The following is a 23,095-nucleotide window of genomic DNA, read 5'->3' as shown; positions in this document are numbered from 1 at the left end:
CGCCCCTGCCAGGCGAACACCGCCATCAGGGCGAACGCCCCGAGCGGGAACCCGGCGACCGAGAGCAGCAGAAACCGCTGGAGGGTGTCGTTCACGACGCCTCCTCCCCGACGAGCTCCGGGGAGACCGGCTCCCCGGACCCCGTGCCGAGGGAGGCCGTCACGTGGGCGAACCCCAGGTGCTCCCGCCTGCCCGCGTAGAACTGCGCCGAGCGGTGCACCGTGGGGAGGGCCTCCCCCTCGGGGACGTACGGCACGAAGCCGCCCCGCTCGAAGACGTGCATCGCGTCCGACGACGGGCTCCACGCGACGAGCTGGATCCACCCGTTGCTCACGAGCCGCTCCAGTACGGCGTGCGCCCCCACGATCGCGGCCAGCCGCTCGGGCTCGGTCTCGACGACGAGCAGCAGCCGTACCGGCTCGTGGATCTCGACCATCTGCCAGGGCAGGCCCGTGCGCAGGTCGGAGGCGTGGCCGTCCATGACGCCGAGCAGGCCGACGATGTTGTGCGGCAGCTTCGTGCCGCACCCGTACCCCGCCGGGTCGACGTAGCTGAAGTAGTACTCCAGGTTGATGCCCGCGCAGACCGGCCCCGCCGCGAGCAGCAGGTTCGTCAGCAGGTCCCCCGACGGGTCGCCCTCCGGGTCGTAGGAGACGAGGAAGGCCCGCCGGTCGAGGAAGAGCCCCCGGGTGCGCGACCTGCGCCCGACGACGCCGATCGCGTTCGTGGCGTGGCCGTACTCGGGCCTGGGCTGGCCCAGGTCGACGGTGTGACTCTCGACGTGGGCCAGCGCCGCGTCGAGCGGCAGGTCGAGGGGGGCCGACTCGAACCTCCGGCAGCGTTCGTGCGCGTCCAGGACGCACGCCCGCGCCATGATCCGCTTCGCCTCCTCGACCGCGTGTCTCGACCGCTCGGGGACGAGGTCCTCGTCGTAGTAGGTCATGGAGTCGTCGCAGGTGTTGTGGTACGCCCCGACGAACCAGGTGCCGTCCGGGATGTCCAGGCCCAGGTCACGCAGTCCGGCGCGCACTCCCGGGTGGTTGGCCATCGCCGCGAACGCGCGCGCGTTGGGGCCGCCGCGTCCGCCGCCGGTCGCCCCGCAGTCGTGCGCCGACTCGTGCGGGTTGTTGAGGCTGGAGGAGCCGTGGCCGACGATCAGCACGACGGGCGCCAGTTCACGGCCGAGCCCGGTCGTCCGCAGGGCGGAGGAGACGACCTGCGTCATCTCCGGCACGGAGTACCCCCGCCGCAGGCCGTCCTCGGTCTCCACGGCGCCGGGGGCCCGCTCGATCGCCAGCCTGGTCACGGCCCCGCCGCCGGGGTCGTGGTCCAGGCGCCGGGACCAGCGGTGGAACCGGCGCGGGAACAGGCAGCGGCCGACCAGCGTGACGACCTGGGTCGCCCCGAGGCCGAGGGAGATCACGCTGCCGCGCGCCAGGGTCCTGCTGCCCACGGCCAGGCCCAGGCTCAGCCCGCCCCGGCCGTGTCGTGAACCCGGCTGCCGTGGCGTGCGGGACTCTGCGGGTTCCTCGACGACCAGGTGCGTCGGGGTGACGACGACCGGGCACAGCGGGCGCGGGCGCACCTCGCCCGTCCCGAGGTAGGTCATGGCCACTCCGAAGAAACCGGCGTAGCCGTAGGTCCTGGCCTGCGGGAAGTGCTCCTCAAGGTGTCTGCGCAGCGACTCCTCCCGCTCGTCGATGCAGAACACGGCCTGCATCGTGACGGGTGGTGCCTCGGCTCCGGCCGTGAACCGCCGGTGGGCGTCGAGCGCGTCGAGCGCCCCGACCCGGTGCCGCCGTTCGTAGGCCAGGTGCAGCAGACGGCGCCGTTCGGTCTCGTCGCAGGCGGCGACCGCCCCGAGCCAGGCGGCGGCGTGCTCCGGCCTGGCGAGGACCGTGACGTCCACGGGCATCAGCTGTGCCAGGACGAACGCCTCGTAGACCAGTTCGAGGCCGGGCCGTACCGTCGTCCGGTCGGCCGTGGCGGGCCCGCCGGGGTGGTTCCGCATGACGTGCCGTGCGGCCTGGACGTCCAGGACGAGCTGGACGGCCAGGTAGTCGAGCAGCCGTGCCGCACGCGCCTCGACCGGCGCCAGGTCGGGCCGGTGCTCGAACTGACGCATCATGCCCGCCCAGCCGCGCAGCGACAGCAGCGTCGCCTCGATCGCGGCGCCCCGGGCCTCCTCGGGTACGGCCAGCTCGTCCAGGGCCCAGACGACCGTCCGCTCGGCCGTCCAGCCCTCGGCCTCCTGCCGTCTCAGCTCGGCGCCGAGACCCCGCAGGAACCGGTCGGGCGGGCCGCCGGCCTGGCCGTACAGGCGGCGGAAGGCGCGCAGGAAGCCCAGTTCGCGCTCGGGCATCGGCCAGTAGGCGATCCCCTGGTCGAGGAAGGCCGCCGAAAGCCGGATCAGCAGCGGGTGCACCAGTTCGTCGGTGTCGGTCCCGGTCTCGGCGAGGATCCGGTCCCGCCCGCGCGCCGGGGGAGCGCCCGCGCCGGGCACCGTCGGAGCCGCCGCGGCCAAGCCGTTCCACAGGGTGTCGAGAAGCCGCGCCTGCGAGGCCCGCGCAGTCTGTTCGGGCGTCGTGGTCCAGTCGCGGCCGGCCTGTGCGAGCAGCTCGGCGCGTCGCCGGGGGTCGAGAAGGTCGCTGAGGCGGGTTCGGGCGTCGGTCTCCAGGAGCAGCCAGTCGAGCGCGGCGCCGCTGGGGATCTCGAACAGGTTCCGCAGCCGCAGGGCGAGGAAGCGCGCCCGCGTCGGTCCACCCGGCACGATCGGGGCGGCGCCGGGTGCCTCGGCCTCGGCGACCGCGTCGATGTCCGAGGGACGGATCCGTCCGGAGCCGACGTGGTCCCGGAAGGCCGCCTCACTCTGGAACGGCTCGGTGCCGAACACCCGCGCCGCGCTGACGACGGCCTCGTCGAAGGGCAGGTGCTCGAAGGCGTGCAGGGTGTTGTGGTGGACGAACGTCTGCAACGGAGCCTGCTCGGGCAGCAGCCTCGCCGCCCGTTCGACCAGCTCGGTGACGTCCGTGACGCGGTCCCCACGTCCGGGGGCCGCGGCGATGTCCAGATGGGTCATGCTCGCCTCCGGCGTCTGGTCGCCTGCGGGTGGGCGGAGACGGGGACGAGCCCGTCGAGCCCGCGCAGGGTGAGGGTGGCCCGCCACTCACGTGACATCGTGGCCAGCCCGGAAAGGAAGGTGTGGTCGACGAGCGTCGCGTCCGTCACGTCGACGACGACCTCGGTGACGCCGCCGTCCCCCGTGTCGTCCTTGGTGGCCCCGTTGACCGTACGGCGCAGCGGCAGCAGGGCGGTGAAGACGGCGGCTGCGGGGACGCGGACATTCAGCACGCTCCCCGAACGGACGGCCACGGCGCGGGGCCGCAGGAAGGCCACCGGCGGCACCCCGCGGACCAGGTGCAGCACGATCTTCAGGGCGAGACCGGCCGCGACGCCCATGAGCAGGTCGGTGGCGAGCGTGACGAACATGGTGGTCAGGAACAGGGCGAGCTGGTCGAGGCCGACCTCGCGGGCGTGGGCGAACTCTCGGGGGGAGGCGAGCCTGGTGCCGGTGTAGACGAGCATGGCGGCCAGCACCGCCAGCGGGATGGTCTGCAGCAGGCCCGGCGCCAGGGCGACGAACAGCAGCAGGAAGACGCCGTGGAAGAAGTTGGACCCCCGGGAGACGGCGCCCGCGTCGATGTTGGCCCGGCTGCGGACGATCTCCGAGATCATCGGCAGGCCGCCGATCAGCGCGGAGACGAGGTTGCCGCCGCCGAGGGCGAGCAGGTCGCGGTTGAGGTCGGAGGAACGCCTCTCGGGGTCCATGGAGTCGACCGCCAGCACGGTCAGCGTCGACTCGATGGTGCCGATCAGGGCGAACATCACCACGTACTTCAGCGACGTCCCGCTGAGGATCACCGAGAAGTCGGGGAAGGCCACGGCGTCGAGCAGGGTGCCGGGGAGCCGGACGAGGAACTCGGGGCCGAGGTGGTAGGTCGTGGTCATGAACCGGTAGTCGTGCGGGACGCCGACGTGGAACCACAGCGCGACCGGCACGGTCACGGCGAGCACGACCAGCGGCGCGGGTACGGCCCTGGCCCACCTGGCCCTGATCAGCGGCATGCCGAACATGATCAGCAGGCCGAGCGCGCCGAGCAGCAGGACGCGGGGGTTGGCACTGGCGACGCTGTGCGGGATCTCCGCGATCAGGCCGAGGGTCTCCTTGCTCTCCGGCTTGACGCCGAGCGCGACGTGGGCCTGCTTGGAGATGATGATGATCCCGATCGCGGCGAGCATGCCGTGCACGACCGAGGGGGACATGGCGATGCCGACGGTGGCCACCCGGCACAGCGCGAAGGCGATCTGGACGACCGCGGCGACGACGCCGACGGCCAGCGCCCGCCGGTAGCCGACCGCGAGGTCGCCTCCGCCGAGTTCCTGGACCGCGCCGAGCGCGATCACGATCAGGCCCGCGGCGGGGCCCTTGATGGTCAGGGGCGCGCTGCCGAGCAGGCTGACCAGCACACCGCCGACGATCGCCGTCAGGACACCGGCGACCGGCGGGAACCCGCTGGCCAGCGCGATCCCCAGGCAGAGCGGGAGCGCGATGAGAAAGACCAGGAAGCCGGACTTGACGTCGGCCGTCTGGAAGGCGCCGCGGCGGGGCGCGGTGGCTAAGTCGTCATGGGCCTTCAGGCCGTGCTGTTCTGACGTCACTGAGATCCTCACAAGGGCGTGGGCGGTCTGCTCCGGCCGTGTTCGGCCGGAGGTCGTGCGCACGGGAAACGCCTGCTCGCAGGCGTCCTGGGCGCACGGGGGGACCGCGGGCCACGCTCGTTTCGAGGATCGTCTCCGACGGCCGCTCCTGGTGGATCGCGACGGTGACGTCGCGTACCGGAGAACGGGAGTCGGTGGTCTCACTGTCGGTGAAGTCGTCCTTGACCTCACGCGAGTCGTTGCCGAAGGTGTCGTGCTCGTCGCCGAAGGCGGTGGCGACCGGGGAATCGAGGCTTCCCATGGCCGTCCCGCTGATCGGGCCTCGCACCGGGGTCGGTGGGACGGCCCTGGTGCGGTCGAGCTCTTCGTGGTGGTGGTGATGGCGCGTGTCCGCGCAGGCCACGGAAAAGGCCCTGGCCGGGGCGATCGTCTCGACCCATGACGTCATCGCCATCACGACCGCGAGCGCCGCCCCCACCGCACGGAGCAGTTTCCGCCCATGCCGGGATGATGCCCTGACAAAAGGGGCATTCGGCCGGTCGAGGGATGGCGGGGTCACTTTGGCTCCGGGCCACGATATGGGTCGGGATGAAGCCTCATGATTGATCCAGAAAAGGATTAAATCGGTCAAGACCTACGAAGAGTGGTTGTTCACTCTCCATCCGTGGCTTCGCGGCGCACGCGACCGTACTCTAGCTGCGATGATCTGCCGGTTACCGGAAATTCTCCCGGTCAATGTCACTATGACTTTCTGTAAACGCCGCAGGTCGTGAACAGGGAAACGTTACCAAAGCGTTATCGGAAGGGCTGCGGGATCGCTGTTTTCTCTACACGGATATCGGCATTCGCTGTGATGCCCGGCTATAACCCAAATACCTAACATCGTCTTTTCTATACGATGAATGCCGTAATTTCGTGTGCCATAACGCGTTTCCCTAACATGGGAAGAATGTTGGGTTCCTTATAGGGAACGCGCCGGTCGTTCTCCGGCGCGCGGCCGTCCGGTGCGCGGCCGGGGACGGGGACGCCGGGCTCGACGAATCCTCAACGAATCCTCAACACCCCCCGGCCTACGGTGCCCGTGTCATTCCGCTTCCGACAAGGAGAGCCGAACATGCGCGCACCAAGCTCCTCTCTGAGAGTGACCGCCGTGGCGGCCGTCGCGGCGGCCGGGCTGCTCACGGCGGTCGGCCCGGCGAACGCGGCCCAGGCACGGGTCCCTCAGGCGCCCACCGCGGTGGCCGCCTCCGACTGCGGTGGAACGATCACCCACAAGGACACGCACAGGTACGGCAGGCACACCCGTACCTACCGGATCACCTGGGCGAACTGCGGCTCCCGCACCTCACGCAAGAAGGTCGACATCCGCTGGGCCCGTGACCTGCCCTGCAGGACCATCCCGGGGGGCTCCACGGTGACGTGGACCGCCACGTACCCCATCAAGGCCCTCGCGCCGTACCCGCGGTCGATCAAGAACTGCTGACCACGACGGCACACCGCCCGGCCGGAGTCCCAGGGGCGTCTCCGGCCGGGCCCCGCGTTCTCGCCGAGCCGTACGGCTCAGGCGGGGAAGGCGACGGCCTTGCCGATCAGGTCGGCGTAGCCGTTCTCCAGATCTTCAGGGAGCTCGTCCACAGGGAAGAAACGCAGGGCGCTGTGCTCCTCACTGACCTGGAGCGGGGCGGAGCCGTCGACCGTGGCGCGCACCGCCACGATGAGCACCTTCGACTTCCCGATGCTCATGATCTCCGCGCCGACGACGGGGCCGACGACCACGTCGAGGCCGCTCTCCTCGCGGACCTCGCGCCTGACGACCTCGGCCAGGGTGTCGTCCTCCCTGTCCGGCCACCCGCCGGGGAGCTCCCATTTGTCCCGGGGGTTCCGGCAGAGCAGGACACCGCCGTCCACCAGCACCACGGCCTTGATCGAGGCGTGCATGAAGTACCAGCCGGTCTCGGCGTCGATCACGGGACGGTCCTTTCGACGGTGACGGTGTGGATCTTCCACCTCATCACCGATACCGGGGGAGATCCACCCTCCGCCATCGCGGCCCGGCACGGCCTCACGAAAGTCGGCCGACGCGGCCGGGCCGGTGGCGTTCAGCCCTGACGGTCGTACGGCGGCGGCGACGGGACGGCGCGGCCGGCGGCGCTAATCCGTGTCGTCGGCCGGGGTGTCGAAGAGGGTCGGGGCCTCCCGCTCGCCGGGGGAGAACAGGCGGATCACGCCGTACTCGCCGTCGAACCCCGGCTCCCTGATGACCTCGCCCCGGCGCAGCCTGCCGATCGCCTCCCCGAGCCTGGGGAGCCGGGCCTCCAGGTCGCCGACCGGCACCTCCTGGAGGATCCGCAGCTCGGGGCCGAGGGCGGCGACCAGCCGGTCGGCCTCCCCGGCGACCTTCTTGCTGCCCGGCCCGACACCCAGGATCTCGCCCACGATCTCCGGCAGCGGGACGAGCTCCTCGGAGACGGAGACGTCGCCCGCGGGCCGTACACCCTCGGAACGGTCGGCCAGATCCTCGACGCGGCTCAGCACGCCGACCGTGAGCGGTTTGCCGCACACCGGGCAGATCCCGCCGAGGCGGCGCGTCTCCGCGGGCTCCAACCTGACGCCGCACTTACGGTGCCCGTCCAGGTGGTAGCGGCCCTCCTCGGGGAAGAACTCGACCGTCCCCTCGTAGCCCGCGCCGGTCCGCAGCGCGTCCAGCACCGCGAAGTAGTCGAGATCGGTGTCGAGCACCGTGGTCTCCCGGCCGATCCTGGGCGGCGAGTGCGCGTCCGAGTAGCTGACCAGGCGGTAGCCGTCCAGCATGGAGACCCGCCGGTTCATCTCCGGGTCGCTCGACAGGCCGGTCTCCAGCGCGAAGATGTGCCCGGACAGGTCGCCGTAGCACTCCTCGACCGTGTCGAACCCCGACTTGGAGCCGAAGACCCCGAACCACGGCGTCCAGACGTGGGCCGGGACCAGGTAGGACCCCTCGCCGCTGTTCAGGGCGATCTCCAGCAGGTCGCGGGAGTCGAGGCCGAGGGTCGGCCTGCCGTCGGCGCCCAGGTCGCCGACCTTGCCCAGCTCACGGTTGAACGTCTCGGCCGCCTCGAAGCCCGGCACGTTGACCAGGTGGTGGAGCTTGCGGGTACGGCCGCCACGCCGGTAGACCGTGGACACCTCGACGGTGAGCATGAACCGCACCGGGGCCGAGGCGACCGAGGACGGCAGCGTCCTGGCGACCTCCCGGTCGAGGTCGTCACGCAGCCGGAACAGACCCGGCTCGGCGGGTACGAGCCCCTCGCGCAGCAGCGCGAACCAGGACGGATGCGTGAAGTCGCCCGTCCCCATCAGCGTGACACCCTTGTGCCGCGCCCACCTGGTCAGATGCGCCAGGTCGCTGTCCCTGCTGCACGCCCGTGAGTACTTCGAGTGGATGTGCAGATCCGCATGGAAGCGCATTCCAGACACTTTTCCATGGAAAGGCCCCGCTAATCCGTGCGGGGGTGGTGCCCGGAGGGAAGATCCGCCGCCAGTTCCGCCAGGTGTACGGCCCGCACCTTCGATCCCCTGCGGCGTAGTCCCTGGTCGAGCTGGCGGTAGCAGCCGGGGTTGACCACGGCCACGTAGTCCACCCCGGCCGCCTCGATCTCGTCGAGTTTGGCGTCCAGGACCTTGCGGCTGTCCTTGGGCCTGACCAGGGCGTAGCTGCCGGCCGCCCCGCAGCAGGCCCCGGCGGAGGGCAGCTCGACGTACTCGCCGATCCGGCCCAGCAGCTCCCTGGGCTCACGCCAGACCCCCAGGCCGTTGCGCAGGTGACAGGAGTCCTGCAACGCGATGCGTATCCCCGGCCTCGACGGCTCCTCAGGCGTGCCATCCGTTCCGGTACGGCCCGCAGAAGTGCGGTCCACGGAAGGGCGGTCCGCGGAAGGACGGCCCGTGCTCGGTTCGGGGGTCGTCTTGGAAGCGGCGGTCAGGTACTCGGAGATCTCCCTGACCCTGTCCCTGCCGAGCACGTCGGCGAGGTGGGCCGCGCAGCCGCCCGAGGTGGTGACGATCACCCCGGGCAGTCGTTCGCCCAGTTCGACGGCCAGTTCCCGGCCCCTGGCCGAGTCGCCGTTGTGCGCGTGCAGCGCTCCGCAGCACCCCTGCGAGGCCGGGGCGGAGAGCTCGGGCAGCAGGGCGCGGGCGGCCCTGCTCACCTTGGGATACAGGGCCCGTTCGAAGCAGCCGAGCATCAGGTGGGGCCCCTCGGGTGAGGGCCTGGTCCGGGCGTGGCGGCGGAACAGGCCGAGCAGCCACACCCTCAGGCGCGAGTTCACCGCGAACGTCAGCAGCCTGACGATCAGCGGACGTCCCGGCCCCCGCCACTGGTGGTCGCGCCACTCCTCAAGGAGCGCGCCGTACTCGACCCCCGCGGGACAGACGGTCTCGCAGGCCCGGCAGCCGAGGCAGAAACTCGACTCCTCCTGAAGGCGCAGGTCGTTCTCCGGCAGTGTGCCCTCCTCAAGGGCGCGCATCAGGGTGATCCGGCCCCGGGGGGAGGACGTCTCGTCCTTGGTGAGCGCGTACGTCGGGCAGGCGGGCAGGCAGAAGCCGCAGGAGATGCAGCGGTCGAGCAGTTCGGGGGTGAAGACACCCCGGGCCGACGGGTCAGGAGACGGTGTGGTGCTCACGGGCCGAGCCTCCCTGGTTCACGGGCTGAGCTTTCCTGAGGGGCACGGGCTGGGTTTCCGGTTCACGAGCCGAGCTTTCCCGGGTTGAGGATGCCCGCGGGGTCGAAGGCGGCCTTGATCCTGCGCAGCAGTGCCATCTGGTCCTCGCCGAGCCGTTCGGCCAGGTAGGGCAGCTTGGCCGCGCCGACGCCGTGTTCGCCGGTGATGGTGCCGCCCAGCTCCATCGCGGCGCGGAAGATGTCGGCGAAGGCGCGGTGGGCGCGTTCGGCCGCGTCGGTGTCGCCCGCGTCGATCACGCAGGTCGGGTGCAGGTTGCCGTCCCCGGCGTGGCCGAAGGTCGCGATCGTGAGGCCGTGCCGTACGGCCAGGGCGTCGACGCGGGCGACCATCTCGGCGATGCGCGGCCTGGGCACGCTGGCGTCCTCAAGGATCGTGACCGAGCCGAGGCGGGAGAGCGCGGGCAGCGCGCACCGCCGCGCGGCGAGCAGCGCCTCGGACTCGGCCGCCGCGCCCGCGACGACGGCCTCCGTCGCCCCTTCGCCGAGGCAGATCTCCGCCATCCTGGCCAGGTGGTCGGCGACCGGTGCGGCGGCGCCGTCGTCGCCGAACAGCAGCAGCGCGCCCGCGTCCCGCCTGAGGCCGAGCCCGGCGTAGTCCTCGACGGCGGCGACGCACTTGGCGTCGAGGAACTCCAGCGTCGCCGGGACGATCCCCGAGCCGATGATCCGGGCCACGGCCCGTCCCGCGTCGGCCAGGGTGGCGAAGTAGGCCAGCCCGGTCCCGGTGGTCTCCGGCGCGGGGGTGAGCGCGACCGTCGCCTCGGTGATCACGCCGAGCGTGCCCTCCGAGCCGGTGAGCAGGCGGGTCAGGTCGTAGCCCGCGACGTCCTTCCACAGCCGCCCGCCGGTGCGGACGATCTCCCCGGTCGGCAGTACGGCCTCAAGCCCGAGGACGTGGTTGCGGGTCACGCCGTACTTCAGGCCGCGCAGGCCGCCGGCGCAGGTGGCGATGGTGCCCCCGACGGTCGCGACCGTCCTGCTGCCGGGGTCGGGCGCGTACAGCAGGCCGTGTGCGGCGGCGGCGTCGGTGAGTTCGGCCGAGGTGACGCCGGGCTGGACGACGGCGAGGAGTTCGTCGGCGCTGATCTCCAGGATGCGGTCGAGCCTGGTCAGGACCAGGACGATGCCGCCGCTGAGCGGGACGGTCGCCGCGCACAGGTTGGATCCGGCGCCCCTGGGGACGACCGGCACACCGTGCGCGCAGGCCAGTTTGAGCACCGCGGCGACCTCCTCGGCCGAACCGGGGTGGACGACGGCGCCGGGCATGGCGGAGAACAGCGGGGTGGCGTCCCTGGCGTAGGCCGCCACGTCCCCGTCGGCGTCGCGGACGTGGCCCGCGCCGACGATCGCGCGCAGCTCACGCAGCACGGCGGCGTCGATCCTCATGGAAGTCTCCCTCCGGTAGGGCGGGTCACATGATCGCCAGCTGGCCGCCGTCGATCACCAGCTCGGTGCCGTGGACGAACGCGGCGTCGTCGGAGGCCAGGAAGGCGTATCCGGCGGCGACCTCCTCGGGCAGTCCCGCCCGGCCGAGCGGGATGTGGTCGCGCTCGTAGGCGGAGACGAAGTCGTCGGCCAGACCGGCCGAGATCTCCGCGTTCAGCGGGGTCTGGATGTAGCCGGGGCACAGCGCGTTGACGCGGATGCCGTACCTGCCCAGCTCGACGGCCATGGTCCTGGTGAGCAGCAGCACCCCGCCCTTCGACGCGTTGTAGTGGGCGTAGTCGGCCTCGCCGCCGATCCCGTTGGTCGAGGACATGTTGACGACGACCCCGCCCGTGCCCTGCGCGACCAGGTGCCTGGCCACGGTCTGGGCGACCTGGAACATGCCGCCGAGGTTCACGGCCATGATCCGGTCCCAGTGTCGCCTGGTGATGTCGAGGAACGGCTCGCGCCACGCGGTACCCGCGTTGTTGACCAGCACGTCGAGGCCGCCGAGGGCCGTGACGGCCGCCTCGACCAGCCGGTTCACGTCGGCCTCCGTGGCGACGTCCCCCGCCAGGCCGCCGATCTCGCCGAGCGGGGCCAGCTCGGCCACGGTCCGCTCGACCTCGTCGGCGTCGAGACCGCCGACGAAGACCCGGGACCCCTCCTGGAGGAACCTGCGGGCGGTGGCGGCGCCGATGCCGCTGCTGCCCCCGCTGATCAGCACTCTTTTCCCCGTCAGGCCGCGCATCGTCTCCCCATTTCGTCTCCCATGGCTGTCATCGCACGGCGCCGCGGGCGGCGACGCGCAGCTCGGTGACGACCTCGCCGTCCTCGACGACGTGCGCGACGTCGAAGAGGTTGAGCACCGGGCAGGCGTGGCTCGGGACGAGCCGCACCCGGCTGCCCACGGGCAGCTCGCCGTAGTTGGCGTGCCCCGGTTCGAGACGTGCCACCCCGTGCTCCTCGTTGAGGAACTCCATGTGCAGGTACGGCAGGCCGACCGCGGAGATCCAGCCGGGAGAGCCGAGGCCGTCCGAGGTGAGGCACTTGGTCCCGGCGTCGAGCACGACCCGCTCGGGGGAGGGGCGGCCGACGACCGTGGCCAGCACCCTGGCGCCCGTGGTCTCCTCGGTGGCCACGCCGAGCCGCATCATCGTGGTGTCGTTGAAGATGTAGGTGCCCGGCCTGATCTCGGTCACCCCGGGGACCTCGGCGGCGTAGCGGGCGGTTGGCGTCGAGCCGACGCTGATCTCGCGCAGCTCGACGCCCTCGCGGGCGCACAGCTCGGCGGTCGCGACCAGGTCCTCGCCCTCGCGGCGGGAGATCTCCAGCAGTTCCTCCCACGAGCGGGAGCGGTAGGCGTGCCCGGCCAGGGTGAGCAGGCCGACGACCTCGACGCCGGGGATCGCGGCGATCTCCGCGACCAGGTCGGCGGTCTGACGGCCCGGCGGACGGCCGAGCCGGTGCATGCCGGTGTCGACCTCGACGAGGACCTCGACCGGGGAGCCCGTGCGGAGTCCCAGCCTGCCCAGTCCCGCGGCGACGTCGGGTGAGTCGAGGCTGACCCGCACCCGGGCGCGTTCACGCAGCGCGGCCAGGCGGCGCAGCTTGGGTTCGCCCCAGATCGGATAGGCGAGCAGGATGTCGTCGATCCCGGCGTCGGCCATCACCTCGGCCTCGCCGAGCTTGGCGCAGGTGATGCCGACGGCGCCCGCCTCGACCTGCATGCGGGCCAGTTCTGGGATCTTGTGGGTCTTGATGTGTGGCCTGAGCCCGACGTCGTTCGTCGTGGCCACCTTGGCCATCTCCGTCACGTTGGCCCGGACCACGTCGAGGTCGATGACCAGCGCCGGAGTGTCGATTTCTGGATACATCGCTTGACCGCCCCTCCCGGCTGTACGGCGATTCCGGTCAACGTAGCACAGTTCCACAATGCGGTCTATGATTCCATTATACGGAATATGATCGGAATCTCCCAGGGGGCAGGGGTTGTGGCCGGGGAGAAGTCCGAGGTCGCGGGGATGGCCGGGAGCGTTCCGTCGAACACTTGACAGCGTGTTCGTCCGGATGTTCTGCTGTCGCATGTTCGGAACAGCATTCTGTGATACGGAATGGAGAAAGTTGTGAGGCTTGGCACGGTGCGGGTCGGGGAGGACCGGTCCGCCGCGGTTGAGCGCGAGGGGCGCTGGTACGCGCTGGGGGTTCCGGCGGGCACGCCGCTTGAGGCCGTCCTCGCGGCCGGGGCCGGGGAGGTCGCGCGCCTGGCCGCCTCGGCGACCGAGCCGATCGAGGACGCCGTCCCCGTGGCGCCGCTGCGCCCCGGCAAGATCGTGGCGATCGGGCTCAACTACCTGGACCACATCCGTGAGGCCGGGATGGACAGGCCCGAGCGCCCGCTGATGTTCGCCAAGTTCCCGTCGAGCGTGATCGGTCCCGGCGAGGAGATCGTCGTCGACGACGAGCTGACGGAACGGGTGGACTGGGAGGTCGAGCTGGCCGCCGTCATCGGCTCCCCCCTCAGGCACGCCGACGAGAAGGAGGCCCTGGCGGGGATCGCGGGATACACCGTGGCCAACGACGTCTCCGCCCGTGACCTGCAGTTCGCCGACGGCCAGTGGACCAGGGGCAAGAACCTCGACACCTTCTGCCCGCTCGGCCCGGTCATCGTGACCCCCGACGAGATCGACGACCCCCAGGCGCTGGCGCTCAGGACCGTCGTCAACGGGGAGACCGTCCAGGACTCGACCACCGCCGAGATGCTCTTCGGCGTCGCCGAACTGCTGGCGTACTGCTCGCGCGCCTTCACCCTCGAACCCGGCGACGTGGTGCTGACCGGCACCCCGTGGGGATGCGGCGAGTTCATGACCCCCCGCCGCTCGCTCAGGCCGGGAGACGTCGTCGAGGTGAGCGTCGAGGGCATCGGCACCCTGCGCAACCCCGTCGTCGGCCGCCGATGACCCTCCCCCCGAAAAACCCCCAAATTTCCCGAAAAATCCCTCATACAGGAGTTTCCGTGAGACAGGCACATTCGACCCCCGGCGGCCCACGGTGAAGGCCTTGGTGTTCACCGGCCCCGGCACCGTCGAGATGCGCGAGGTGCCCGAGCCGGAGCCGGGCCCCGGCGACGTGCTGGTGCACGTGGTCACCTCCGGCATCTGCGGCAGCGAGCTGCACGGCGTCAGGACACCGGGCTTCCGGGTGCCGCCGCTGGTGATGGGCCACGAGTTCGCGGGCCGTACCGACGAGGGACGGCCCGTCATCGTCAACCCGATCCTGTCGTGCGGGGAGTGTGACGTGTGCGCGCTGGGCCTGCGCAACGTGTGCAGGAAGCGGCGGATCGTCGGCGTGCACACCCCGGGAGGGTTCGCCGAGCGCGTCGCCGTACCGGAAAGCGCACTGGTCGCGCTGCCCGAGGGGCTCGACTGGACGGCGGCCGGGGTCGTGGAGCCGGTGGCCAACGCCGTACACGCCTGGGCACTGGCCGGGACCCCGAAGGGGGCGCGGGTCGGGGTCATCGGCGCGGGCGCGATCGGACTGGCCTGCCTGCAGGTGGCCGTGTCCGGGGGAGCGGGCCGGGTGGAGATCGCCGACCGCTCAGAGGACCGCAGGGCGGTCGCGGCCCGGCTCGGCGCGAACGCGGTCCTCACCGAGCTGACGGGTGAGTACGACGTGGTCTTCGACGCGGTCGGCGCGGCGGTCACCCACGAGCAGTCGCTCGCCCGGCTGCGTCCCGGCGGGGTCGCGGTGTGGCTCGGGCTGGCCGACACGGCCTCCGGGTTCGACGCCGCCGACCTGGTGCGCGGGGAGAAGCGGGTGCTCGGCTCCTTCGCCTACCGCGACGTCGACTTCGCCGCGGCGATCGGTCTGGTCGGGGGATGGGACCTGAGCTGGGTCACCACCTTTCCGCTCGCCGAGGGCGCCGAGGTCTTCACCGCGCTGATGAACGGCCGCGCGACCCCCGTCAAGGCCCTACTGGCTCCCTGAACTCCGGGGAAACCTCTGAGCCCTGTGGCGCCCCCGACGAAACCCCACCGAAGCCCCCTGAATCGAGGTACCCCATGGCCCGGATCGTCCTGGTGGGCGCCGGAAGCATCACCTTCGCCAAGAACCTGCTCTCCGACATCCTGACCTTCCCCGAACTCGCCGAATCGACGGTCGTGCTGCACGACATCGACGCCGAGCGGCTCGCGACGGCCGAGGCCATGGCCACCTGGATGATCGGGGAGCTCGGGATCGGCGCCAGGGTCGAGGCCCACCTCGACCGCCGCGCCGCGCTCGACGGCGCCGACCACGTCATCAACGAGATCGCCGTCGGGGGCATGGCCGCCGTGCGCCGCGACTTCGACATCCCCGCCCGGTACGGCGTGCGCCAGACGATCGCCGACACCCTGGGGATCGGCGGCGTCTTCCGGGCGCTGCGCACCATCCCGGTGATGGTGGGTCTGGGCAACGACCTGGCGGAGCTGGCGCCGGACGCGACGCTGTTCACCTACACCAACCCGATGTCGATGATCCCGTGGGCGGTCTACGCGGGCACGCCGTTCCGCAACGTGGTCGGCGTCTGCCACGCCGCCCGCGACACCCAGCGGACCCTGGCCAGGATGGTCGGCGTGCCCGAGGAGGAGGTCTCCTTCCTCACCGCCGGGGTCAACCACCAGGCGTTCGTGCTGCGCTTCGAACGGGACGGGGAAAATCTCTACCGTCGTCTGGACCGGCTCATCGAGGCTGATCCGGAGCTGCGCCGCCGGGTTCGCGTGGAGATTTACCGAAATTTCGGTTATTTCCCTACGGAGTCGAGTGAGCACGGCGCGGAGTACCTCCCCTGGTTCCTCTCCAGGCCCGACCAGATCGAGCACTACCGCATCCCGGTGGGGGTCTACCTCGACTGGCTGGCCGACGGCTTCGCCGAGTACGAGGAGCACAGGCGCTCCCTCGACGCGGGCCTGGGCGTACCCATCCAACGCGGTGACGAGCTGGCCTCCCTGGCCATCCACTCCATCGAGACCGGCACCCCCCGCCTCATCCACGGCAACGTCCGCAACGGCGGCCTCATCACCAACCTCCCCGAGGACGCCTGCGTCGAGGTCCCCTGCCACGTCGACCGCTCGGGGGTGAGACCGACCAGGATCGGCGAACTGCCCGCCCAGCTCGCCGCGCTCAACCGGGCGACACTCAACGTCAGCGAACTGACCGTGCGGGCCGCCCTCGAAGGCCGCCGCGACCACGTCTACCAGGCGGCCCTGCTCGACCCGAACACCGCGGCGACCCTGCCGGTCGGCAGGATCCGCGAACTGGTGGACGAGCTGATCGCCGCCCACGGCGACCTGCTGCCCGAAGGCGTCAGGGACCGCGCATGACCACTCCGGACATCCCCCTGTCGAGCTACCGCCCCGTCTCCCAGCTCAGGGCCCCGGTCACCCGCGTCGAGCGGGCCAAGGTGCCCGCCGTCGACGCGCACATCCACCTCGGCCGCTGGCTCACCGAGGACGGCGACTGGATGGTCAAGGACGTGCCCGCGCTACTGGACACGATGGACGCCCTCAACCTGCGCGGCATGGTCAACCTCGACGGCCGCTGGGGCCGGGAACTGGCCGAGAACATCGAACGCTACGACGCCGCCCACCCCGGCAGGTTCGCCACCTTCTGCCACGTGGACTGGTCGCAGGCCGCCGAACCCGGCTTCGGCGAACGGCTGGCCGCCCAGCTGCGCGCCTCGGTCGCCGAGGGCGCGGCCGGCCTGAAGGTCTGGAAGGACGTCGGCCTGCACGTACGCGACCACCGCGGCGAACTGGTCATGCTCGACGACGTACGGCTCGGCCCCCTGTGGGCGACCGCGGGCGAACTGGGCATCCCCATCGCCCTGCACACCGCCGACCCCGTCGCCTTCTTCGAGCCGGTCGACGAACGCAACGAGCGCCTCGAACAGCTGACCGCCCGCCCCGACTGGGTGTTCTCGGGCCCTGAGTTCCCGCCGTTCGCGCGGCTGATGGAGGCCATGGAGGCGATGGTCGCCGACCACCCGGCGACGACCGTGATCGGGGTGCACGCCGGATGCTGGCCGGAGAACCTCGGCTGGGTCGGGCGCATGCTCGACGAGCACTCCAACTTCCACATCGACATCGCCGCCCGCGTCGCCGAGCTGGGCAGGGCCCCGAGGGCGGCCCGCGCGCTGATCACGAGCCACCCCGACCAGGTGCTGTTCGGCACCGACGAGATCCCGCCGCACCCGGAGGTCTACCGCATCCACTTCCGCTTCATGGAGACCGCGGACGAGGCCTTCGCCCACTCCCTGGAGGAACCGCCGCCGATGGGCCGCTGGACGATCTCCGGCCTCGACCTGCCCGACGACGTCCTCACCGGGGTCTACGCGGGCAACGCGCTCAGGCTCGTACCGAGACTCGACCCCCGCCCGGAGGTGGCCACCGTGACACGGGACTGAGGGACCGGCCGTCCCCCCACAGCGGAGGGACGGCCGGCAACAGGATCACCGACAGGGCGTGTACGGCAGGTCGTTCAGGTCGTAGTCCTTCGACTTCTTGATGGCGTTGAAGTCGAACGTCGTGGAGTTCGCCTTCGGGCAGAAGGTGTTCGGCGCCGTGAGGTACTCCACCTGGAAGACCGGTTTGCCCGCCGCGACGAAGGGCTTGAGCTCGCCGCACTCGTCGTGCTGGAAGCACTCCTCGTTGATCGCGAAGTCGAAGTCCGCGACCAGGTCGGCGACCTGGCTCAGGTCGTTCTTGAGCCCGACGGCCAGGCCGTACCGGTGGGCGATGTCCGCCAGGGCCCGGTTGTAGGTGAGCTGGGTCGCGGGACTGATGTTCCAGCCGGTGACCGAGGCCCCCTCCTCGTGAGCGTGCACGACGTCGAACTCAACCCCGTCGAACCCGGCGCTCGCGCACTTGGCGACGCGCGCCTCCATCATCTGCAGCAGGAAGTCACGTTGTCCCTTGTCGTTGTTGATGTTCGCCCAGCGCTCGTTCGGGAACGTGGTGCTGAACGGCTTGCCGAGCAGGGACTTGCCGTGGCTGTTGTGCCAGTCGAGGAACTGCTGGTAGTCAGGACGGAAGTCCTCGATGGACCCGGCGTCGACGTAGCAGATCGCCTTGGCGCCGCGGGCGTGGACGGCCTTGACGGCCTCGGTGTTCAGGGTCGTGTTGTTCCCCACGTTGGTGTAGAGGTCGATGTCGTACACGTCGGGCCGCACGCAGGCGCCACCGGTCTGCGGCACCGCGCAGATGCCGACGTTGACGCCACCGGTCGCGGGGTAGGCCGAGTTGCCCTCCAGTTGGTACTGCCAGCGGCTGCGGAGCGCGGGGCGCCAGATGTCACCCTTGGGCGCGGCCGTGAGGCTCGGGACGGGCTTGGCCGTGGGGCTCTTCGTGGGCTTCGGCTTGGGCCTGTAGCGCCTGTGCCCGTCGTCGGGCTTCGCGGTGGGCGTGACGGTGGGTTTGACGGTGGGCGTGACCGCCGTGACGGCCCCCGTGGCTGCCACGCCGGTCCCGGTGGTGGAGGCGGCGCCCGCGGCGAGGGCCGAGGCGACGATCGTGGTCGCGGCGACACCCACCAGGACACCCAGGCGGAGCGGGGTCCGCCTCGGAGGGGAGAACTTGCTCAAGACGTTCACTCTCTTTCCGTATAACAGAATGGAGTTCCGCGATCAAGGAAAGCGAGTAAGAGGGAGGGATGTCAACCCTGGAAGAGGCGCCAGAAGGGTCTCTGGCGTCGTGGAACGTGACAGATCGTCAACGATCTTTGTTCCCGGAGCCTGGTTCTCAGGTTATTCCGTATAACGGAATGCTGGTCCGTATAACGGACAGTCGCTATACTCACCGCACGCAGCGGTTAACGCCGCCGTGCTCTGTGGAAGGAAAAATCCCATGGCACGCATCGTGTTCGTCGGCGCGGGCAGCGTCGAGTTCACCAAGAACGTCCTCTCTGACATCCTGACATTTCCGGAACTGGGAGATTCCACCCTGGTTCTGCACGACATCAATGCCGAAAGGCTGGCCACCGCCGAGGCCATGGCCGGTTGGATGGTCGCCAAGCTCGGTCTGGGCGCCAAGGTCGAGGCCCACCTCGACCGCCGGGCCGCCGTGGATGGCGCCGACTACGTCATCAACGAGATCGCGGTCGGTGGACACGCCGCCACGCGCGTGGACTTCGAGATCCCGCGCCGGTACGGCCTGCGCCAGACGATCGCCGACACCCTCGGGATCGGCGGCATCTTCCGCGCGCTGCGCACGATCCCCGTGATGGTCGGCCTGGGTCACGACCTGGCCGAACTGGCTCCACAGGCGCTGCTGCTCAACTACACCAACCCGATGGCGATGATCCCCAGGGCCGTCTACCAGGGCACGCCGTTCAAGAACGTCTTCGGGCTGTGTCACTCGGTGCGCGACACCCAGGCCCGCCTCGCCTCGCTCGTGGGCGTGCCCGAGGAGGAGGTCTCCTATGTCACGGCGGGGGCCAACCACCAGGCATTCGTGCTGAGGTTCGAGCACCGGGGCCGCGACCTCTACCCCGTGCTGGACGAGGTCATCGAGCGCGACCCCGAGCTGCGCCGGACCGTCCGGGTGGAGATGTACCGCCGTTTCGGATATTTCCCGACCGAATCCAGTGAGCACGGTTCCGAGTATCTCCCCTGGTTCCTGCGCCACGACGACCAGGTCGAGCACTTCCGCATCCCCGTGGAGATCTACCTGCGCTGGTCGGAGGAGAACCTCGACACCTACGAGGAGACCAGAAGACGCCTGGCCGCGGGCGCGGGCGTCGAGATCGAGCCCGCGATGGAGCTGGCCTCCGAGGTCATCCACTCCATCGAGACGGGCACCCGCAGGGTCGTGCACGGCAACGTGCGCAACAACGGCCTGATCTCCAACCTGCCCAAGGACGCCTGCGTCGAGGTGCCCTGTCTGGTCGACAGGTCCGGGATGCGGCCGACCGCGATCGGCGAGATGCCCGCCCAGCTCGCCGCGCTGAACACGACCTTCCTCAACGTGGGCGACCTGACCGTGCGGGCGGCCCTCGAAGGCCGCCGCGACCACGTCTACCACGCGGCCATGCTCGACCCGAACGCCTCGGCCACGCTCACCCTCAAGCAGATCCACGACCTCGTGGACGAGATGATCGCGGCCCACGGCGACCTGCTTCCCGAGGGGGTCCGATGAGAAGGGTCCGCACCGCGGCCACCTCCCTGGCCGCCGTCGTCGCGCTGACCGCCACCGGCTGCTCCGCCTCGGGCGAGAAGGCGTCGGGACCCGCGGAGATCGTCATCTGGCACGGCCAGGAGGACACCTCGGCCAAGGCGATCGAGAAGCTGGTCACCCGGTTCAACGACACGCACAAGGACGTCAGGGTCCGGGTCGAGTCGGGCGGCGCGACCGCGGACGGCATGCTTCCCAAGATCACTGCCGCGCTCACCTCGGACGCCTACCCCGACATCGCCTACCTGTACGGCTCGTGGGCGCCCAACGTCGCCCGCAACCCCAAGGTGGCCGACCTGACCGCCTACACCAAGACCCAGGAAGCCAGGTGGCAGGACTTCTGGGCCAACGAGCGCGAGGCGGTGACCGTACAGGGCAAGGTCATCGGTTTCCCCGCCGTGGTGGACAACATGGTCGTCCTCTACAACAAGAAACTGCTGGACAAGGCCGGGATCGAACCTCCCAAGCCCGACTGGACGTGGGCCGACTTCCGGGAGATGTCCAGGAAGATGACCGCCCCCGGCGACGGCGTTTTCGGCGCCACCTGGCCGATCAGCGGCGGCGAGGAGGCCGTGTGGGGCCTGTGGCCGATGCTCTGGCAGGCGGGCGGCGACATCCTCTCGCCCGACCAGAAGAGGGCCACCTTCAACTCCCCGGCGGGACAGCAGTCCCTCGACCTGCTGCGGGCCATGGCGGTCGAGGACAAGTCCCTCTACCTGGACTCAAGCCCGGCCGAGAAGGGTCAGAAGCTCTTCGAGTCGGGACGGCTCGGCTTCTTCATGTCGGGTCCCTGGGTGCTTCCCGACCTCCAGGCGGCCAAGGTCGACTACGGCGTCGTGCGGCTGCCCGGGACCAACGGCAACCACGAGACGGTCTCCGGACCGGACAACTGGGTCGTGTTCAACCACGACGAACGCCGGGTCAAGGCCGCGACCACCTTCCTGAGCTGGCTGACCGCGCCGGAGCAGGAGCTCGAATGGATGACGGCCACCGGATCACTGCCGATCCGTGAGTCGATCACCAAGCTGCCCGGCTACCAGGACTATCTGAAGAAGTACCCGGGAGCCGACGTGATCTCGGCCAACCTCGCCAACGCCAAGCGGGTCAGGCCGCCGACGACGAAGTACCCACGGGTCTCCTCCTTCGTGGCCGACGCCATCGCCAAGACCCTGCTCGGCAGGACGACCGCCAAGGAAGCCCTGGACGAGGCCGCCACCAAGGCGGACGCGGCGCTGGCCGTACCGGGATCATGAGCAACGCGCAGGCGCTCAGCCGGACGGAGACCGCGGCCCCGAAGCGGAGACCCGACCGCAGGAAGCCGGCCGACAACGTCACGGGATGGTCGTTCGCGGGTCCGGCGACGGTGATCATCCTGGGGTTCTCGCTGATCCCCATGGCGTGGGCGCTCATGCTCTCCTTCACCGACTCCGACCTGATGACGCCGGGGCGCAACGTCGGGCTCGACAACTACCGGGCGCTGTTCCAGGACCCGGTGTTCTACCAGGCGCTCAGGAACACCGGGCTGCTGGTCGTGCTCTACATCCCGGCCTCGCTGATCGCCGGCCTGCTGGTCGCGGTGCTGCTGAACAGGAAGGTGCGCGGCATCGGGTTCTACCGGGCCTGCTTCCTGGTGCCCTACATCGCCTCGGCCACCTCGGCCGGTCTGCTCATGGGCTACATCTTCGACCGTGACTTCGGGCTGATGAACGGCCTGTTCGTCAAGCTCGGGCTCCCGGTCCAGGGCCTGCTGAGCAGCCCGTCCCAGGCGATGTTCGTGCTGACGCTGATCTTCTTCTGGACCCGCTTCGGGTTCTCCGTGGTGATCTACCTGGCCGCGATCCAGGAGATCAGCAAGGAGGTCCTCGAAGCGGCGGCCATCGACGGCGCGAGCAGGTGGGCCACGTTCTGGCACATCATCGTGCCCTCGGTACGGTCCATGACGATCTTCCTCGGGGTCTGGGGACTGATCGACGCGCTGCAGTTCTTCGACCTGATCGTGACCACCACCAAGGGCGGTCCCGCCAACTCCACGGTGACGATCGTCTACTACGTCTGGCAGCTCGCCTTCAGCTTCTTCACCGCCGGGTACGGCGCGGCCGTCGCCTACGTGCTGTTCGCCGGGACCCTGCTGCTGATCGTCGCGGGCCTGCTGGTCGCGCGCAGGAGAGGGGCCATGCGATGAGGCGTCGTCTGCCCAGCGGGTGGCATCTGGTGCTCGTGCCGATGTCCGCGGTGACCGTGCTGCCGTTCGTCTGGATGGTGCTCAGCTCGTTCATGACCCAGGGCGAGCTGAACCGCTTCCCGCCCTCGGTCTGGCCGGAGGCCCTCGACCTGGGTGGATACCGTACGGTTCTGGGGGGCTCCGACTTCCCGCGCTGGTTCCTCAACAGCGTGCTCGTCTCGGGCGCGATCGTGGTCGCCCAGCTTGCGCTGTGCAGCATGGCGGGCTACGCCTTCGCGAGGATGCGGTTCATCGGCTCCAGGATCACCCTGGTCCTGGTGATCGCCACGGCGCTGATCCCCTTCCAGCTCACGGTGATCCCGACGTTCCTGATCTTCAACAAGGTCGGGCTGACCGACACGCTGGGCGCGCTCATCGTGCCCCAGCTCAGCTCGGCGGTCGGCATCTACCTGATGACCGCGTTCTTCCAGTCCTTCCCCAAGGAACTGGAGGAGGCGGCCAGGATCGACGGATGCTCGCGGTTCGCGGTGTTCTTCAGGGTCGTGCTGCCGGTGGCCAAGCCCGCCCTCGCCGCGCTGGCCGTCATCACCTTCATCACGGCCTGGAACGACCTGTTCTGGCCGCTGGTGGCGATCAGCTCCGAGGCGAACTACACGGTCCAGGTCGGGCTGACCACCTTCCAGGGCCAGCACAAGGCCGACTGGCCGGCCGTCATGGCGGGCACCGTACTCACCACGCTCCCCGTCCTGGCCGTCTTTCTCTTCGGCCAGCGCCGCTTCGTCCAGGCGCTGACCGGCGCGGTGAAGGGCTGACCCCCTTCACCGAACCCCCGGTGGGACGGCG

General features: G+C 70.3%; 19 protein-coding genes. 9 read left to right on the top strand and 10 right to left on the bottom strand.

Annotated features, from left to right (window positions below; translation table 11 throughout):
- Positions 1–91: 91 nt before the first annotated feature.
- From ACFOYY_RS09955 to ACFOYY_RS09945, 3 genes are read right to left on the bottom strand one after another with little or no spacing between them, the layout of a single operon-like run.
- Complete coding sequence (locus ACFOYY_RS09955) at positions 92–3,079, bottom strand: YbcC family protein (protein ID WP_386189509.1); 2,988 nt, start codon at positions 3,077–3,079, stop codon at positions 92–94.
- Positions 3,076–4,719, bottom strand: a complete 1,644-nt coding sequence (locus tag ACFOYY_RS09950) for a SulP family inorganic anion transporter (RefSeq protein ID WP_386189507.1) — start codon at positions 4,717–4,719, stop codon at positions 3,076–3,078. Before ACFOYY_RS09950 ends, ACFOYY_RS09955 begins: the two co-directional genes overlap by 4 nt.
- Positions 4,685–5,197 carry a hypothetical protein gene (locus tag ACFOYY_RS09945; RefSeq protein ID WP_352015841.1) on the bottom strand — a complete coding sequence of 171 codons (513 nt, stop codon included), beginning with the start codon at positions 5,195–5,197 and terminating at the stop codon, positions 4,685–4,687. Before ACFOYY_RS09945 ends, ACFOYY_RS09950 begins: the two co-directional genes overlap by 35 nt.
- Positions 5,198–5,833: 636 nt before the next feature.
- Here ACFOYY_RS09945 and ACFOYY_RS09940 point away from each other — a divergent pair.
- Positions 5,834–6,202, top strand: a complete 369-nt coding sequence (locus ACFOYY_RS09940; protein WP_386189505.1) for a hypothetical protein — start codon at positions 5,834–5,836, stop codon at positions 6,200–6,202.
- Between the two features lie 77 nt (positions 6,203–6,279).
- Here the strand turns inward: ACFOYY_RS09940 and ACFOYY_RS09935 are convergent, their stop codons facing one another.
- The 6 genes from ACFOYY_RS09935 to ACFOYY_RS09910 form a co-directional block, all read right to left on the bottom strand.
- Positions 6,280–6,687 carry an NUDIX domain-containing protein gene (locus ACFOYY_RS09935; protein WP_386189503.1) on the bottom strand — a complete coding sequence of 136 codons (408 nt, stop codon included), beginning with the start codon at positions 6,685–6,687 and terminating at the stop codon, positions 6,280–6,282.
- 183 nt (positions 6,688–6,870) lie between these two features.
- On the bottom strand, positions 6,871–8,166 hold the full coding sequence (locus tag ACFOYY_RS09930; protein WP_362911345.1) for an endonuclease Q family protein: 1,296 nt from the start codon (positions 8,164–8,166) through the stop codon (positions 6,871–6,873).
- Between the two features lie 29 nt (positions 8,167–8,195).
- Positions 8,196–9,380 (bottom strand): (Fe-S)-binding protein, encoded by a 1,185-nt coding sequence (locus tag ACFOYY_RS09925; RefSeq protein ID WP_386189501.1) that lies wholly within the window; start codon positions 9,378–9,380, stop codon positions 8,196–8,198.
- A 62-nt stretch (positions 9,381–9,442) separates the two neighbouring features.
- Positions 9,443–10,825 carry an FAD-binding oxidoreductase gene (locus tag ACFOYY_RS09920; RefSeq protein ID WP_386189499.1) on the bottom strand — a complete coding sequence of 461 codons (1,383 nt, stop codon included), beginning with the start codon at positions 10,823–10,825 and terminating at the stop codon, positions 9,443–9,445.
- A gap of 25 nt (positions 10,826–10,850) precedes the next feature.
- Positions 10,851–11,615, bottom strand: coding sequence for an SDR family NAD(P)-dependent oxidoreductase (locus ACFOYY_RS09915; protein ID WP_352015847.1), 765 nt, complete (start codon positions 11,613–11,615; stop codon positions 10,851–10,853).
- A 28-nt stretch (positions 11,616–11,643) separates the two neighbouring features.
- Positions 11,644–12,741, bottom strand: coding sequence for an alanine racemase (locus ACFOYY_RS09910; protein WP_386189496.1), 1,098 nt, complete (start codon positions 12,739–12,741; stop codon positions 11,644–11,646).
- A gap of 249 nt (positions 12,742–12,990) precedes the next feature.
- On the opposite strand from ACFOYY_RS09910, the gene ACFOYY_RS09905 reads away from it, so the two are divergent.
- The 4 genes from ACFOYY_RS09905 to ACFOYY_RS09890 all read left to right on the top strand — a co-directional run bounded on the left by ACFOYY_RS09905 (position 12,991) and on the right by ACFOYY_RS09890 (position 17,306).
- Complete coding sequence (locus tag ACFOYY_RS09905) at positions 12,991–13,824, top strand: fumarylacetoacetate hydrolase family protein (protein WP_386189494.1); 834 nt, start codon at positions 12,991–12,993, stop codon at positions 13,822–13,824.
- Between the two features lie 91 nt (positions 13,825–13,915).
- Complete coding sequence (locus ACFOYY_RS09900) at positions 13,916–14,851, top strand: zinc-dependent alcohol dehydrogenase (protein ID WP_386189492.1); 936 nt, start codon at positions 13,916–13,918, stop codon at positions 14,849–14,851.
- 74 nt (positions 14,852–14,925) lie between these two features.
- Positions 14,926–16,224: an alpha-galactosidase gene (gene melA / locus ACFOYY_RS09895; RefSeq protein ID WP_386189490.1), complete on the top strand. Its 1,299-nt coding sequence runs from the start codon at positions 14,926–14,928 to the stop codon at positions 16,222–16,224.
- Positions 16,221–17,306: an amidohydrolase family protein gene (locus ACFOYY_RS09890; protein ID WP_386189488.1), complete on the top strand. Its 1,086-nt coding sequence runs from the start codon at positions 16,221–16,223 to the stop codon at positions 17,304–17,306. Before melA (ACFOYY_RS09895) ends, ACFOYY_RS09890 begins: the two co-directional genes overlap by 4 nt.
- Positions 17,307–17,351: 45 nt before the next feature.
- Here ACFOYY_RS09890 and ACFOYY_RS09885 read toward each other — a convergent pair whose 3' ends face one another.
- Positions 17,352–18,482, bottom strand: a complete 1,131-nt coding sequence (locus ACFOYY_RS09885; protein ID WP_386189486.1) for an endo alpha-1,4 polygalactosaminidase — start codon at positions 18,480–18,482, stop codon at positions 17,352–17,354.
- A 262-nt stretch (positions 18,483–18,744) separates the two neighbouring features.
- Here ACFOYY_RS09885 and melA (ACFOYY_RS09880) point away from each other — a divergent pair, with 262 nt between their 5' ends.
- Genes melA (ACFOYY_RS09880) through ACFOYY_RS09865 form a run of 4 tightly spaced genes read left to right on the top strand, consistent with a single transcriptional unit; the run spans position 18,745 to position 23,064 of the window.
- Positions 18,745–20,034 carry an alpha-glucosidase/alpha-galactosidase gene (gene melA, locus ACFOYY_RS09880; RefSeq protein WP_386189483.1) on the top strand — a complete coding sequence of 430 codons (1,290 nt, stop codon included), beginning with the start codon at positions 18,745–18,747 and terminating at the stop codon, positions 20,032–20,034.
- Positions 20,031–21,323, top strand: coding sequence for an ABC transporter substrate-binding protein (locus ACFOYY_RS09875; protein WP_386189481.1), 1,293 nt, complete (start codon positions 20,031–20,033; stop codon positions 21,321–21,323). Before melA (ACFOYY_RS09880) ends, ACFOYY_RS09875 begins: the two co-directional genes overlap by 4 nt.
- A complete protein-coding gene (locus ACFOYY_RS09870) occupies positions 21,320–22,252 on the top strand; it encodes a carbohydrate ABC transporter permease (RefSeq protein WP_386189479.1) in 933 nt (310 codons plus the stop codon). Before ACFOYY_RS09875 ends, ACFOYY_RS09870 begins: the two co-directional genes overlap by 4 nt.
- Entirely contained in the window at positions 22,249–23,064 is an 816-nt protein-coding gene (locus ACFOYY_RS09865; protein WP_362783105.1) for a carbohydrate ABC transporter permease, read from the top strand. The genes ACFOYY_RS09870 and ACFOYY_RS09865 overlap by 4 nt, the downstream gene beginning before the upstream one ends.
- The last annotated feature ends 31 nt before the right edge of the window (positions 23,065–23,095 follow it).

The organism is Streptosporangium jomthongense (assembly GCF_042650425.1).
GTDB lineage: Bacteria > Actinomycetota > Actinomycetes > Streptosporangiales > Streptosporangiaceae > Streptosporangium.
Note: the sequence above shows the minus strand (reverse complement) of the source record. Positions and strands in the feature narration are given on the sequence as shown.

Coding starts and splice junctions, on each gene's coding strand:
- ACFOYY_RS09955 (WP_386189509.1), bottom strand. CDS start 3,079: ATGACCCATCTGGACATCGCCGCGGCCCCCGGACGTGGGGACCGCGTC.
- ACFOYY_RS09865 (WP_362783105.1), top strand. CDS start 22,249: ATGAGGCGTCGTCTGCCCAGCGGGTGGCATCTGGTGCTCGTGCCGATG.
- ACFOYY_RS09910 (WP_386189496.1), bottom strand. CDS start 12,741: ATGTATCCAGAAATCGACACTCCGGCGCTGGTCATCGACCTCGACGTG.
- ACFOYY_RS09920 (WP_386189499.1), bottom strand. CDS start 10,825: ATGAGGATCGACGCCGCCGTGCTGCGTGAGCTGCGCGCGATCGTCGGC.
- ACFOYY_RS09870 (WP_386189479.1), top strand. CDS start 21,320: ATGAGCAACGCGCAGGCGCTCAGCCGGACGGAGACCGCGGCCCCGAAG.
- ACFOYY_RS09940 (WP_386189505.1), top strand. CDS start 5,834: ATGCGCGCACCAAGCTCCTCTCTGAGAGTGACCGCCGTGGCGGCCGTC.
- ACFOYY_RS09890 (WP_386189488.1), top strand. CDS start 16,221: ATGACCACTCCGGACATCCCCCTGTCGAGCTACCGCCCCGTCTCCCAG.
- melA (WP_386189483.1), top strand. CDS start 18,745: ATGGCACGCATCGTGTTCGTCGGCGCGGGCAGCGTCGAGTTCACCAAG.
- melA (WP_386189490.1), top strand. CDS start 14,926: ATGGCCCGGATCGTCCTGGTGGGCGCCGGAAGCATCACCTTCGCCAAG.
- ACFOYY_RS09875 (WP_386189481.1), top strand. CDS start 20,031: ATGAGAAGGGTCCGCACCGCGGCCACCTCCCTGGCCGCCGTCGTCGCG.
- ACFOYY_RS09930 (WP_362911345.1), bottom strand. CDS start 8,166: ATGCGCTTCCATGCGGATCTGCACATCCACTCGAAGTACTCACGGGCG.
- ACFOYY_RS09915 (WP_352015847.1), bottom strand. CDS start 11,615: ATGCGCGGCCTGACGGGGAAAAGAGTGCTGATCAGCGGGGGCAGCAGC.